Source organism: Hydrogenophaga sp. 70-12 (genome assembly GCF_001897365.1).
GTDB classification, from domain to species: domain Bacteria; phylum Pseudomonadota; class Gammaproteobacteria; order Burkholderiales; family Burkholderiaceae_C; genus Hydrogenophaga; species Hydrogenophaga borbori.
Map to the genome: position 1 here is coordinate 13202 of NZ_MKSS01000426.1, position 12838 is coordinate 26039.

Annotated in this window: 13 protein-coding genes; 11 read left to right on the forward strand and 2 right to left on the reverse strand. The window is 65.0% G+C overall.

Features of this window, described 5'->3' with window-relative positions:
- Positions 1-102: 102 nt before the first annotated feature.
- On the reverse strand, positions 103-1170 hold the full coding sequence (locus BGO22_RS22160; protein ID WP_070400773.1) for a CaiB/BaiF CoA transferase family protein: 1068 nt from the start codon (positions 1168-1170) through the stop codon (positions 103-105).
- Positions 1171-1275: 105 nt separating this feature from the next.
- Here BGO22_RS22160 and BGO22_RS22165 point away from each other — a divergent pair, with 105 nt between their 5' ends.
- The 3 genes from BGO22_RS22165 to BGO22_RS22175 are packed head-to-tail and all read left to right on the forward strand — an operon-like array spanning position 1276 to position 5143.
- Positions 1276-2094, forward strand: coding sequence for an enoyl-CoA hydratase/isomerase family protein (locus BGO22_RS22165; RefSeq protein WP_425459290.1), 819 nt, complete (start codon positions 1276-1278; stop codon positions 2092-2094).
- Positions 2095-2108: 14 nt separating this feature from the next.
- The gene (locus tag BGO22_RS22170) at positions 2109-3335 is read left to right on the forward strand and encodes a phenylacetate--CoA ligase family protein (protein ID WP_070400772.1); all 1227 of its coding nucleotides are present in this window, start codon (positions 2109-2111) and stop codon (positions 3333-3335) included.
- 23 nt (positions 3336-3358) lie between these two features.
- Complete coding sequence (locus tag BGO22_RS22175; RefSeq protein WP_070400771.1) at positions 3359-5143, forward strand: acyl-CoA dehydrogenase; 1785 nt, start codon at positions 3359-3361, stop codon at positions 5141-5143.
- Between the two features lie 117 nt (positions 5144-5260).
- Here BGO22_RS22175 and BGO22_RS22180 read toward each other — a convergent pair whose 3' ends face one another.
- Positions 5261-5956 carry a TetR/AcrR family transcriptional regulator gene (locus BGO22_RS22180; protein ID WP_070400770.1) on the reverse strand — a complete coding sequence of 232 codons (696 nt, stop codon included), beginning with the start codon at positions 5954-5956 and terminating at the stop codon, positions 5261-5263.
- Between the two features lie 201 nt (positions 5957-6157).
- On the opposite strand from BGO22_RS22180, the gene BGO22_RS22185 reads away from it, so the two are divergent.
- Genes BGO22_RS22185 through BGO22_RS22220 form a run of 8 tightly spaced genes read left to right on the forward strand, consistent with a single transcriptional unit; the run spans position 6158 to position 12802 of the window.
- A complete protein-coding gene (locus BGO22_RS22185; RefSeq protein WP_070400769.1) occupies positions 6158-7345 on the forward strand; it encodes a lipid-transfer protein in 1188 nt (395 codons plus the stop codon).
- A 25-nt stretch (positions 7346-7370) separates the two neighbouring features.
- Positions 7371-7610, forward strand: a complete 240-nt coding sequence (locus BGO22_RS22190; RefSeq protein WP_070400768.1) for an SDR family oxidoreductase — start codon at positions 7371-7373, stop codon at positions 7608-7610.
- A complete protein-coding gene (locus tag BGO22_RS22195) occupies positions 7582-8844 on the forward strand; it encodes an ABC transporter substrate-binding protein (protein ID WP_245980922.1) in 1263 nt (420 codons plus the stop codon). The genes BGO22_RS22190 and BGO22_RS22195 overlap by 29 nt, the downstream gene beginning before the upstream one ends.
- Positions 8845-8892: 48 nt before the next feature.
- Entirely contained in the window at positions 8893-9750 is an 858-nt protein-coding gene (locus tag BGO22_RS22200; protein WP_070400766.1) for a branched-chain amino acid ABC transporter permease, read from the forward strand.
- Positions 9747-10715, forward strand: coding sequence for a branched-chain amino acid ABC transporter permease (locus BGO22_RS22205; protein ID WP_070400765.1), 969 nt, complete (start codon positions 9747-9749; stop codon positions 10713-10715). Before BGO22_RS22200 ends, BGO22_RS22205 begins: the two co-directional genes overlap by 4 nt.
- Entirely contained in the window at positions 10712-11464 is a 753-nt protein-coding gene (locus BGO22_RS22210) for an ABC transporter ATP-binding protein (protein ID WP_070400764.1), read from the forward strand. The genes BGO22_RS22205 and BGO22_RS22210 overlap by 4 nt, the downstream gene beginning before the upstream one ends.
- The gene (locus BGO22_RS22215) at positions 11461-12168 is read left to right on the forward strand and encodes an ABC transporter ATP-binding protein (RefSeq protein WP_070400763.1); all 708 of its coding nucleotides are present in this window, start codon (positions 11461-11463) and stop codon (positions 12166-12168) included. The genes BGO22_RS22210 and BGO22_RS22215 overlap by 4 nt, the downstream gene beginning before the upstream one ends.
- A 40-nt stretch (positions 12169-12208) precedes the next feature.
- Entirely contained in the window at positions 12209-12802 is a 594-nt protein-coding gene (locus BGO22_RS22220) for a carboxymuconolactone decarboxylase family protein (RefSeq protein ID WP_070400762.1), read from the forward strand.
- Positions 12803-12838: the final 36 nt, after the last annotated feature.

Here is a 12838-nt window from a genome sequence, read left to right on the forward strand (position 1 = left end):
GATCGATGGTTGGCGCCGCATCAGCGCCAATCTACTATAAATAAAAGTGATTTACTATATAGTCAAATTCACGCAAGCCGCCTAGGGAAATCCCGAGGCTGATCAGGCCCTGGTGGCGCGGTCCGCCAGCGCGGCGAAGCGCAGCCCTCTGACGGTCTCGACATCGCCCGCCGGTGTCACGTGGTAGAGGCCACGCGCCACGTTGTGAGGGTGCCTGGCCGCCTCGGCCATGTTCAAGACCGGCGCGTAGCAGGCGTCTGTGCCTTCCAGCAACTGCGTCCAGTGCGCACTGGGCCGCGATGCAAAGAGCGCCGCCATGCGCGCCTTCAATGCAGGCCAAGCGGACCGGTCCATCTGCTCGGACAGCACCACGTCGCTCAGCCCGAGCCGCTCCAGCAGCAGTGCGTAGAACGGTGGCTCGATCGCTCCCACGGTGACGTAGCGACCATCGGCGCAGAGGTAGCGGTCGTAGAAGGGCGAGTCATGGAACACACTCGGCACGCCTGCATCGAAGCCGCCCGCGGCGCTGACGAGCTGTACCAGCGGCGACAGCATGGCCAGCACATCCACGATGGCGCCATCCACCACGCAGCCCTGCCCGCTCGTCCTGGCGGCCAGCAGGCCCGACACCATGCCCAGCGAGAAGCCCAGTGCGCCCGCCGCATCGCCGAGCACCGTGGGAGGCAATATGGGCGGGTGGCCGGGGCGCTCCGTCAGCGCCATCAGGCCCGTGAGCGCCACGTAGTTCATGTCGTGGCCGGCGGCCTGGGCCAGCGGTCCGTCCTGTCCCCAGCCGGTCATGCGCCCATATACCAGGCGCGGGTTCAAGCGCCCGCAGACGCCGGGCCCCAGGCCTAGGCGTTCCATGACACCCGGCCGGTTGCCCTCGATCAAGCCATCGCTGGCCGCGACGATCTCCAACGCGCGGTCCCTGTCGTTTTCCTGCTTCAGGTTCAGAACCACCCGACGCTTGCCACGCGACAGCAAGCCGTCCTCGCGCGGCGTCATGTCCTTCGGCAAAGCGCCAGGACCCGGACGAGCCACGACCGTGACATCCGCGCCCAGCTGCGCCAGAAACAGGCCGGCCAGCGGCCCCGGGCCGATGCCCTCGAACTCAACGATCCTGATCCCCTTCAGCGGAGATCCCTGCGATGCAATCGGTGGATTCATGTCGACCTTTCTGTTGATCATTTTTACTGTAAAGTAAATTGAACGACCATGCAGTAATGGAATCCCCTGAGAGCCAAACCGACCCTTGAATCGCAGAATCCGCCCATGAAGAACCAAGCCCAGGAAATGGAAACGATGCCGCCCGCCGCTGTTGCCGCGGAAGTCCGCCAAGGTGCGATGTGGATCCGCCTGAACCGGCCGGACGCGATGAACGCCCTTACGCCCGAAGTGCTCGGCGGCCTCGATCAGGCCTTGAACGACGCCGAGAAGAACCCAGACGTGCGCGCGGTGGTTCTCACCGGCACGGGCCGGGCTTTTTGCGCCGGGGCCGACCTCAAGTACGTTCGGTCGCAATCGGATCTGGATCTGGACGGCCCGCGCCGCTTCCTCGACACCGTGCTGGCCACGATGAACCGGCTGGACAGTTTCCCCAAGCCGGTGATCGCCGCACTCAACGGGCTGGCCCTGGCGGGCGGCCTCGAGCTGGTGCTCTGCTGCGACCTGGTGCTCGCCGTTCGCGGCGCCAAGATCGGCGATGCCCACGCCAACTACGGTTTGCTGCCTGGTGGAGGGGGGTCGGTGCGCCTGCCCCGCATCATCGGGGCCACACGCGCCAAGTACCTGCTGTTCACCGGCGACTTCCTCACTGCGGAAGAACTGATGGAGGCCGGCCTGGTTAACCAGGTGGTGGCCCCTGGTGAACTGGAAACGGCCACCCAGGCGCTCGTGGACAAGATTGCCGCCAAGAGCCCGCTGGGCCTGAGGCGCATGAAAGCGCTGGTCGACGACGGCCTGCAACAACCCATCGAGACCGCGCTGCGCCTAGAGCTGCTCGCCTCGGAGGTGCATGCGCACAGCGCCGATCTGCGCGAGGGCTTGCTGGCCTTCGAAGAGAAGCGCTCACCGCGGTTCACCGGCCAGTAAGGGAGCGCCGGGCCATGACGCATTCCCTCCCATCCGATCGTCTCGGCGCGCTGCGCGCGGCGCAGCAGCACGCCTTCGAGCGGGCGCCCGCCATCCGCGAGATCTACGAGCGCGCGCGCATGACGCCACAGGACATCCGCAGCGCGGCGGACCTGGCGCGCCTGCCCGTCACGAGCAAGGACGCGCTACTGGAGCGCCAACGCCGGGCGCCGCCCTTTGGCGGCTTCCTGACAGTCGATGAAGCGGCGATCCAGCGCATCTTCGTGTCACCCGGCCCCATCTACGAACCCCAGTTGGTGGACGACCAGGACGGCCACGGTTTCGCCCACTGCTTCCAGCGCGCAGGCCTCGGCCCGCAGGACCGAGTGCTGAACACCTGGTCGTACCACCTGGTGCCCGCCGGCGTGCTGCTCGATCAGGGCATCGCCGCCACAGGCGCCACCGTCGTCCCCTGCGGCCCAGGTGGCGCCGAGCAGCAGGCCCAGCTGATCCTGGAACTGGGCATCACCTGCATCTGTGCCTCCACCGCCTTCTTTCTCACACTGATCCGGACCCTGGAGAACATGGGACACGCGCTGCCGTGCGCCTGGAAGCTCAAGTCGGCGTTCCTCGGCGGGGAGATGGGCGACTGGATGGGCAAGCGACGCGCGCTCGAGAGCCGGTACGGCATCAAGATCTTCTCCGCATACGCCACCGGTGACTTCGGCCTCATCGGCTACGAAGAAGCGGACGAGGAAGGCTACACCGTGCAACCGGAAAGGTTGGTCCAGATCTGCGACCCGCAAACCGGCGTTCCCCTGCCCTTGGGTGAAACCGGTGAAATCGTGGTCACCACCATGAACCGTGGCTGGCCACTCGTGCGGTTTGGCACCGGCGACGTGGCCAGCGGACGCGCCGCCTCAGCGGATGGTTTCGTCAGCCACATCAACCTTCTGGAAGGCCGGGTCGGACAGGGTGTAAAGGCCCGGGAAATCTTCATCTATCCGCGCAACGTCGAGGAGGTGTTGGCGCAGGTTCCGCCTATCCAGCGAGCTCAAGTGGTGGTCACGAGCCAGCAGCATCGCGAAACGATCACCTTGCGTGGCGTCTTGAACCCAGGCGGAGAGGCGGCAATGGCCGAGAAGGCTCTTCACGAGATCTTCAAGCAACGCACCCGTTTGAAGCTGGACGCTATCGAATGGATATCAGCCGACGATCTGGCCGTTGATGCCCCCTTGCTGGTCGATCGGAAGCACTCCTAGTGCGGGGATACAAGGAGTAAGCGATGTCCGTTTACACCGCGCCTTTGCGCGACATGCTGTTCACGATGAAAGAAGTGGGAGGCCTGGAGGCGATCTGCGCCCAGCCCGGCCATGAGGAGACCACGCCTGAATTGGTCGAGGCAATTTTGCGGGAGGCTGCCAACTATGCCGCTGGCGTGCTGGATCCGCTGAATCGTCCGGGCGACGTGCAGGGCGCGCGCTGGAACGATGGCGAGGTCACGTCTGCCGATGGATTTCGCGAAGCCTGGTCCAGCTTCTGCGAGAACGGCTGGATCGGCATGCCGGCCTCCACCGAATGGGGCGGCCAAGGCCTGCCGACGCTGGTGTCCACCGCCGTGCTGGAGATGTGGAAGTCGTCCAACCTGGCCTTCAGCCTCTGCCAGATGCTCACGCTCGGTGCCGTGGAGGCGATCGCCCACCACGGCAGCGGCGCCCTCAAGCAGCGCTTTCTCGAGCCGATGATCGCAGGTCGCTGGACCGGTACCATGAATCTCACCGAACCGCAGGCCGGATCCGATCTGGCCGCGCTGCGCAGCCGCGCCGTACCCGAGGGGGATCACTACCGCATCAGCGGCAACAAGATCTTCATCACCTGGGGAGAGCACGACATGGCCGAGAACATCGTGCACCTGGTGCTCGCTCGCCTGCCCGATGCGCCGCCGGGCGTCAAAGGCATCTCGCTGTTCCTGTGCCCGAAATTCCTGGTCAACGGCGACGGCTCCCTGGGTGAACGCAATGACCTTTCCTGCACTTCGATCGAGCACAAGCTGGGCATCCATGGCAGCCCCACGGCGTCCATGAGCTTCGGCGAGCGCGGGGGCGCCATCGGCTATCTCGTCGGTGAGCCGCACCAGGGGCTGGCCTGCATGTTCACGATGATGAACCACGCGCGGTTGAATGTGGGGCTGGAGGGCGTGGGCGTTTCCGAGCGCGCCTACCAGCATGCTCGGGCCTATGCGCTCGAGCGCGTGCAGGGCAAGCCGGCGCTGGCCGTCAGCGGCACCATCGCCGGCCACCCCGACGTGCGGCGCATGCTGATGGACATGAAGGCGCGAACCGAGGCGATGCGCGCGCTGGCCTATTTCTGCGCCGGCCAGATGGACCGTGCCGCCGGTCACCCCGACACCCAGGAGCGCGCGCAGGCACAGGCCCTTGTCGGCCTGCTGACGCCAGTGGTCAAAGGCTGGTGCACTGACAGCGCGCAGGGCATCACCTCCGACGGCGTGCAGATCCATGGCGGCATGGGCTACGTCGAGGAAACCGGTGCTGCGCAGTACTTCCGCGACGCCCGCATCACGACGATCTATGAAGGCACCACGGGCATCCAGGCCAACGACCTGATTGGCCGCAAGCTGGCGCGCGAGGGTGGGCGCACGCTGAAGGCGTTACTGGCTCGTATCGACAGCGATGCGCGCCGGCTGATGGATGCGCGCGACCCGGAACTCGAGCCAATCGGGGATGCGCTGATGAAAACAGCTCATGCCCTGGAGGAAAGCGCTGATTGGCTGCTCGTCCACAGTGATGCGCAGTCGCAGGATTGTGCCGCAGGCGCAGTACCCTTCCTTCGACTGGCGGGCACCGTGATCGGGGGCTGGCTGTCGGCGCGCATGGCTGAGGCCGCGACGGCGCAACTGGCGGCGGGCGCTGGCGATGCGGGCTTCCTGAGTGCCAAGCGCATCACGGCCAGTCACTACGCGACGCACGTCCTAGTGGAGGCTTCCGCGCTGCGCGACATCGTGATCAATGGAGCGGCCAGCACGTTGGCATTGTCGGACGACCAGCTCTGAAAGATGAGCAGACGATGAACGATCAGAACGGCTACGACGTCCGAAGATCTGCAGACGGGTATGAACGCCTGCTTCTCGAAGACCATCACCGCAGCGGATATCGCTACGGCTGTAGTACTAATCGCGGTTCCAGGCGGCCATCAACATCGCGCCGACCTCGTCAGCACCAACATCTTTCTTTGCGAATGTGCGCCGCGCGGTAGTCCGGCCTGTCCGCGTGCCATCCTGAGTCACTTTCGGAGTGGCTGAGTCGATCAGAAGTCCACCCAGCAATACCCGGTAGAACTCCTGAAAGGCCTCCTCGATGGTCAGGTTGGCCTGGGCGAGGAAGGCCGGGCGGCGCAGCCTCAGCGCGGCGCCCAGGATGAGTTCGGACACCACCAACCCGTGGCAGGGCGCGAACACGCCCTGCTGCACTCCCTCGTCGATCAGTTGGGACAGCCTCATGGTGCGCGCCTGTTGGTAGCGGTCGAAGATGCTCCTGGCGGTCGCGGAGTATTCCAGATCCTTCAGGAACTGGACGCCGATCCGGCCGGCCGCCTGAACACCTACGTTGAGGTAGGCGGCGAGCGCCGCTGTCAGATCCTGCTCACGGCCGACCAGCGCTTCGCTCTGGCCCAGGATGCGGTTGAAGAAGTGCTCAGCCGCCGCGCAGAAGATCTCTTCCTTCGTCTGCGCAACGTCGTAGAGGCGCCGCCGCGAACAGTGCAGCCGTGCGGCGATCTCGCCCACCGTCAGGCCGTTGATGCCCTCCGCGAGCAGCAGATCGGTCAACGCATCCATGAAGTCGTCGTCGGTGAGATTCTTTCTCATAAGGGTTTTCACCAGTCAAATTCGGTACCAAATCATTTGACATGGTACCGATGAAGGGCATCTAATGGTACCAATTTATGCGAAATAGTACCCACTGAAAAGCATGCACAACGTCCTTCCCGCTGTTGCGGACAGCATGCGGATTGTGCGGTGCGCTTCGATTCAACGTACGTTTTGATGAATCAACCCGGAGGTATCGCAATGTCAGAACCCGTTCTCGTCGCCGGTGTCGGCATGACCCCTTTCAAGAAACCCGGAGACAACCTGCCGTATCCGGAAATGGCCGCGCAGGCGATCCGCCAGGCGCTGCAGGACGCCGGCCTCGCCTACTCCGACGTGCAGGACGTCTATGCGGGTTATGTCTATGGCGACTCGGCCAGCGGCCAGCGCGCTGTCTATGAAGTCGGCATGACCGGCGTGCCGGTGATCAACGTCAACAACAATTGCGCCTCCGGCTCCACTGCGCTGTACCTGGCGCGCAAGGCAGTGGCCAACGGCTCGGTCGACTGCGCCCTCGCGGTGGGCTTCGAGCAGATGCCTTCCGGTGCCCTGAAGAACTATTGGGATGACCGGCCCGACCCGCTTGATCGCTTCAACGGGGTCATGGACGAAGTGTTCGGCCATCCGGAGCTGCCCATGGCGATCCGCTACTTCGCCGCGGCGGGCCGCGAGCACATGGACCGGTACGGCACCTCGCTGGAAACCTTCGCCAAGATCCGCGCCAAGGCGAGCCGCCATGCCGCGCGCAATCCGCTGGCGCTGTTCCGCAAGGAGGTGACGGAGGAAGAAGTGATGGCTAGCTCGTCCCTGGTGCCCGGCACCATGACCCGCCTGATGGCCTGCCCGCCAACCTGCGGCGCCGCGGCGGCGGTATTTGTCAGCAAGAAGTTCGCGCAGAAGATGGGGCTGGGCACCAACGTCCAGGTGCTGGCGCAGTCGCTGGTGTCCGACCGTCCCGGCACGTTCGACGAGAAGTCGGGGATTTCCGTCGTGGGCTTCGACATGACGCGCGAGGCCGCCCACCAGGTCTACAAGGCGGCGGGCGTGGGGCCGCAGGACATCGACGTGTGCGAACTGCACGACTGCTTCGCGCAGAACGAGCTGCTCAGCTACGAGGGCTTGGGGTTCTGCCCCGTCGGAGAGGCCCAGGCCTTCGTCGAGGCCAACGGCAACACCTATGGCGGCGCGGTCGTCGTCAACCCCTCGGGCGGGTTGCTGTCCAAAGGCCATCCGCTGGGCGCGACCGGCCTGGCGCAGTGTTACGAGCTGACCCACCAGATCCGCGGTAGCGCCGAAGAACGCCAGGTTGAGGGTGCGCGATTCGCCCTGCAGCACAACGCGGGCCTGGGTGGCGTCACCGTGGTAACCCTGTACGGGCGCGCAGGCTGAGCGAGGCATCCGCTCGAACGTGCTGATGCCCGACCTGATGAATACGCCCATGGTTCGGCAACCTTCACTGGCCTTGGCGGACGGATATCAGGAGGCCTCGCTGGAAGAAACGCTGGCCAAGCGGGACCGGCAGCGTCCCATGGGCCGCATGGGAGAGGCATGGGACGTGGCCTACACGGCCCTGTGGCTGGCGAGTGACGAATCCAAGTACGTCACTTCCGCTGAAATCATGGTTGATGGCGGCATTTTCGCCGGCATCGGCTGACCTGGAATTCATGGTGACCAACGACAGGAGACAGATCATGGGTAGCGTTGCGAAATGGTTCAAGAAGAGCATGGTGGTCGCCGCGGCGGCGGCCATGGGGTTGGTGTCCAACGGGTACGCCCAGACCAAGCCGGAAAAGTTCAAGATCGGTGGCGTGCTGTCGCTGTCCGGCCCCTACGGGCTGCTGGGCGAGGACATGCGTCGAGGCGCGCAGGTCGCTGTCGAGGAGCGCGGTGGCAAGGTGCTGGGCGTCCCCATCGAAATCACCTGGGAGGACGATGAGACCAAGCCCCAGCCGGCCGTGCAGAAGGCCACCAAGCTGATCTCCGAGGGCTCGCACATGATCTTCGGCGCGCTCAGCTCCGCCTCCACGCTCGCCGTCATGAACCTGACCAAGCAGCGCAAGGTTCCCCACCTCGTCACCATTTCGGCGGACGACAAAATCACCGTGCCTGGCGGCTCCCGCTACACCTTCCGCACGTCGAACAACCTGGGCATGGAAAACCGCATGGCGCTGGTGTACATGCAGGACAAGAAGCTCAAGAAGATCTACGCCGTCACCGCCGATTACCAAGCCACCCGCGACGGCTATGAGTGGATCAAGAGCCAGGTCGGGTCCACCGGTGTACAGATCGTGGGCGAGGACTTTCCGCCCCTGGGCAACCGCGACTACTCGTCGATCGTGGACAAGATCGCCAAGTCCGACGCCGACGGCGTGCTGCTGATGCTGACGGGTTCGGACGTGGTCACCCTACTCAAACAGGCGGGCCAGGTGAACCTGGGCAAGAGCAAGGTGCTTTTCGGACCTGTGGTTGCCGATGAAACCATGGCAGCGGCCGCTGGGCCGGCCTCGCTGGGCGTCAATTCCGGCTTGCGCTATGACCACACCATCGACACCGCCGCCAACCGCAAGTTCGTCGAAGCCTACCGCAAGAAGTTCGGCGTCTCTCCCAGCATGACGGCCGGGGAAGCCTACGACGGCATGGCCTGGTGGCTGGACACGGTGGAAAAGACTGGCTCCTGGGACAAGGAAAAGTGGGTGGACGCCTTCGCCACCAGCGTCCGCGAGAACTCCGTGGAGGGCAAGAAGACCATGCGCGCCTGCGACCACCAGGCCTTGCAGCCGGGCTTCTGGGGCGAGGTGGTGCAGGGCACCCCGCCGGCCCCCCTCCTGACGATGAAAATCACCAAGGTCTTCCCCGAAGAGAAGCTGTTCGAGGCCTGCAAGAGCTGAGGGCTGTTGCGGGGCGCCGCCCCGGCCCCCCGCACTTGGTGAATCACTATGTCAACTATCGTGATTGGCTTGAGCCTGGGCATGCTGCTCTTCCTGTTGGCGGCGGGTCTGACGCTCATCTTCGGCATGCTGGGCGTGATCAACTTCGCCCACGGTGCCATCTACATGTTGGGCGCCTACGTCTCGTATGAAACGGGGCGGCGAACGGGCTCGTTTCTCATGGGGGTGCTGGCTGCCACGTTCTTCACCGCGCTGGCGGGCGCGGTGATCGAGAAGCTGACGCTGCGCCCGCTCTACGAGCGCCCGCACTTCTACCAGTTGATCCTGACCTTCGGTCTGATCCTGATCCTGAGCGACCTGGTGCGATTCGTCTGGGGTCCTGGCTACCAGGAAGTAGCGATTCCGCAGCTGTGGAACGGCACCGTGGACATGCTGGGCAGCACGATCCCGATGTACCGGCTGTTCGTGATCGGGTTCGGCGCACTTGTCTCGGCGGGCCTGTACCTGGTGCTGGAGAAAAGCACCTTCGGCATGCTCGTGCGGGCCGCCAGCAGCGACGCGGAAATGGTGCGCATCCTGGGCCTGCCGGTGGGCACGATCCGCATGGCGGTCTTCGCCACAGGTTGTGGCCTGTCGGGCTTGGCGGGCGCAATTGCTGCGCCGCTGTTCCCCATCGAATTGGGCATGGCGACCAACACCATCATCGACTGCTTCATCGTCGTGATCCTGGGCGGCCTCGGGAACATCCGGGGGGCGATTGCCGCGTCCATGCTGATCGGCATGGTGCGTGCGCTGGGCTATGTGTACCTGCCCGGCTGGGTGGACATCATGACCTTCGTGCTGCTGATTGGCACCCTTTTGACGCGGCCGCAGGGCCTGTTCTACCGGACGGCGAGGACGGCATGAAACTCACCAGATTCGACATCTGCTTTGGCCTGCTGCTGGCCGCGGCGGGCATCTTGCTGCCCTTCCTTCACCCAGGGGAGGCGCTGATCCAACTGGTCACCCTGGCGGCCATCTGGGCGATCTTCGCCGTCGGCTTTGACTTCGTCTTCGGCGCGCTGGGCATGGTGTCGTTCGGGCACGCCACCTTCCTCGGGGTGGGCGGCTATGCCGTGGCCCTGGCGACGCAGAAGTACGGGTTGCCCTTCTCCGCTGGCGTCGGCCTGGCCATCATCGTGGGGGCCGCGTTCGCCTTGCTGTTCAGCTTCTTTGCGCTGCGGGTGTCCGGCATTTTCTTCGCGCTGGTGACCCTGGCGTTGTCCCAGTTGATCTTCATCCTGGCGGACAGCAAGCTGCGCGGCTTCACCGGCGGGTCGGACGGCATCTCGGGCGTGGAGCGGCCGGGTTTCCTGGGCATCGACTTCTACGACCCCGTCCACTACTACTGGTTCGTGCTGGGCGTGTATGCCCTAGTCATGTTGGCGGTGATCTCGCTGCGCAGCTCGCCGTTCGGCCGCGTGATCGCGGCGATCCGCGGCAACGAGACCCGCGCCGACCAACTGGGCTTCAACGTCAATCGATACAAGCAGATCACCTTCGTGATCTCGGGTGGCCTGAGCGGCCTGGCGGGGGCTCTGCTGGCCTCGCTGCTGATGTACATGAACCCGCAGATGCTGCACTGGACGACCTCTGGGGACGTGATCATCATGACCCTGCTGGGCGGCTCCGGCTCGCTATGGGGCGCCACTGTCGGCGTGATCGCCTTCGAGGTGCTCAAGGAGTGGCTGAGCAGTTGGACCGAGTACTGGTACGGCGTGCTGGGCCTGGTGTTCATCCTCACGACCATATTCTTCCCGCGGGGCATCGTCGGCGAACTGGAGAAGGGCTTTGCGGTGTACCAGAAGAACCGGCGGAGAAGTCCCCGATGAGCCAGGCGGCACTGCGATGCGAGGGCGTGACCGTCAGCTACGGCGCCCTGAAGGCGGTCAACGACGTCAGCCATGAGTTCCAGGAGGGCCGCATCTACGGCCTGATCGGGCCCAACGGCGCGGGCAAGACGACGCTGCTGAATGTGCTCGCCGGGCGGCAGATGCGCCATTCCGGCAAGGTTTACTGCGGCGGCCGGGACATCAGCCAGCGCCCAGCCCACGAGCGGGCCCGCATGGGCATCGGGCGCAGCTTCCAGATCATCAAGATCTTCGGCGAGATGACGGTGGCGGAGAACCTGATGGTCGCGGCTCAGTCGCGCAGGCCGGGGTTCCAGCCCTTTTGGATGAGCCGCCACTTTGACCGGCAATTCCGCGAGCAACTGGATGCCATTTTGGAGCTGACGGGGCTGACGGCCCACCGCGACGACATCGCGGGTACGCTGCCCTACGGCCTGCAGCGCTCGCTGGAGCTGGGCGTGACCCTGCTGCCCGACCCCAAAATCCTGCTGCTGGACGAGCCACTGGCCGGCATCGGCCACCATGAGATCCAGGCCGCACTGGCCCTGATCCGTAAGGCCGCGCAGGGGAGGACGGTGCTGCTGATCGAGCACAACATGGACGTGGTGATGTCGCTTTCCCACGAAATTGTGGTCATGAGCAACGGCTCGGTCATTGCGTGCGGCTCTCCCGAGGCTATCCGCCGGAACGAATCGGTGCGCTCGATTTACCTCGGGGAGGACGCGCAGTGATCGAACTCGAAAAAGCCAGTATCAAGTACGGCCAGGCCCTGGCGCTGGAAGAAATCTCAGTGCGGATCGATTTTCATGAGATCGTCGCCATCGTCGGGCGCAACGGCGCGGGCAAGACCACCTTGCTGAAAGCCCTGATCGGCCTGATGCCGCTGGTGGCCGGCCGGCGCCTGCTGGGTGAGCAGGACATTTCGGGCCTGGGCGTGGAAGCCATCGCCAAGCTCGGCGTGGCGCTGGTGCCGGACACGCGCCGCATCTTCCCCAACCTTTCGGTGCTGGAGAACCTGAAGATGGGCGCGCTGGCCCACCAGCCGGGGCACTGGACCCTCGATCGGGTGCTGGACGTGTTCCCGCGGTTGCGGGAGCGGCTGAACTTTGGCGGTGACCAGCTTTCCGGCGGCGAGCAGCAGATGCTGTCGATCGGGCGCGCCCTGCTGGGCAACCCGCGCATGCTGCTGCTCGACGAACCCACCGAGGGGCTGGCGCCGGTCATCGTAGCCCAGCTGGTCCGGGTGTTCAGCGAGGTCCATCGCCAGGGCACCGGCATCGTGCTGGTGGAACAGAACCTCAAGGTGCCGATGAAGCTGGCCCACCGTCAGTACGTGCTGGACCACGGCCAGGTCGCCTGGTCCGGCACGGCCCAGGAGTTGGATGCGCAGCGCGCCCACGTCGAGGGTCTCATCACGACGGGCGCGGCGGCGTGACCGCTCCGTGTTCACAAAAATCTCAAGTCAAGGCATGCCCATGAACGTCCACACCGCCGCGCGCATCGTGCCCCTGCATGAAAACGACCCCCGCTCCCAAGACCCCGTGCTGGAAGAGTTGGTGGATTTCGTCGGCTATCGCCCGAATGCGCTGCTGACCATGGCGCGCAAGCCCGGCGTGGTGCCCGCGCTGCTCAAGCTGCTAGGCGTGACGCTGCGCGGCGACGGCCTGCTCACGGAGCCACTGCGCTTCCTGGTCGCCGCGGAAGCCGCGCGCGGCGCGCGTTGCCGCTATACGACGACACACCTCGTCCATGCCGCCCACCACCTGGGCATCGGTTGGGACAAGCTGGCCGCGCTGCCGTCCTACTTGGACGATCCCCGGTACACCGGGCAGGAGCGCAAGGCGCTGGCCATCGCCACCGCGGGCGGCACCCTGCCGGTGCGCGAACCAGCCCAGGCCATCGGGCAGGCCCGGCAGGTCTTCACCGAGGAGGAAGTCGTCGAGATCGTGTCCTGCGTGGCCATGGTCGGATGGTTCAACCGCTGGAACGGCCTGATGGGATCGGTGCTGGAGCCAGTTCCCTCGGAGGCGCTGGCCCACGTTCCCTGGCTCAAGAACCTGGAAGTCTGAGCCTGCCCCACATCGATATTCCAAGGAATGGAGAAA